Below are 928 nucleotides of genomic sequence, written 5' to 3'. Positions count from 1 at the left end.
GCAGGCGCGGAGCGTCGCATTACGAACGTGGCAGCCGGTTCGGCGGCGACGGATGCAGTGAACGTGAGCCAGTTGATGTCGGAAGACGCAAAGGTGAACACGGTCAATAGCAACGTGAACAACCTGAGCAACACCGTCAACAACATCAATACGGCGACGGGCAACATTTCCAACATTAACAACACGGTGACCAACATCACCAATGGTGGTGGCATCAAGTATTTCCACACGAATTCGACGCTGGCGGATTCGACCGCGAACGGCGTTGGTGCGGTGAGCGTGGGCGGAGCGGCGATCTCGGACGCGGCGGATGGCGTGTCGATCGGCACAAGCGCGACGGTCGCGACCACGGCGACGAGCGGCATTGCGATTGGCAAGAACTCGAGGGTTGGCGCCAGCTCGGTGGATTCGATCGCGATTGGCGATGGTGCAAGTGCGACTGTGGCGAACTCGGTAGCGCTGGGCTCGAATTCGACGACCACGGCAAACCTGTCGGCGGCCGGTTATAACCCGGGTACGGGCGTGCTCTCGGGTACGGGTTCGGCGGCTAACGGCGAAGTGTCGGTGGGCTCGACAGGCAAGGAGCGTCGAATCACGAACGTAGCAGCCGGCGCGGCCGCGACGGATGCGGTGAACGTGAGCCAGTTGCAGTCGGAAGACGCGAAGGTGAACACGGTTAATAACAACGTGAACAACCTGAGTGGCAACGTCACGAACATCGCTGGCAACGTCACCAACATCAGCAATACGGTGAACGTGAGCCAGTTGATGTCGGAAGACGCGAAGGTCAACACGATCAACAACAACGTGACCAACCTCAGCAACAACGTCACGAACATCGCAAGCAACGTAACCAACATCAGCAGTACGGTGAACAACATCACCAATGCTGGCAGCGGCATCAAGTACTTTCACGCGAACTCATCGT

General features: G+C 58.5%; 1 pseudogene. It reads left to right on the top strand.

Annotation, left to right across the window (positions count from 1 at the left end):
- Positions 1–928: pseudogene (locus P0D70_RS36630) on the top strand (hypothetical protein); the annotation flags it as partial.

Origin of the sequence: Paraburkholderia sp. RL17-381-BIF-C, from assembly GCF_046026435.1 — a bacterium.
GTDB lineage: Bacteria > Pseudomonadota > Gammaproteobacteria > Burkholderiales > Burkholderiaceae > Paraburkholderia.
This window is presented reverse-complemented; position numbering and strand designations above follow the sequence as displayed.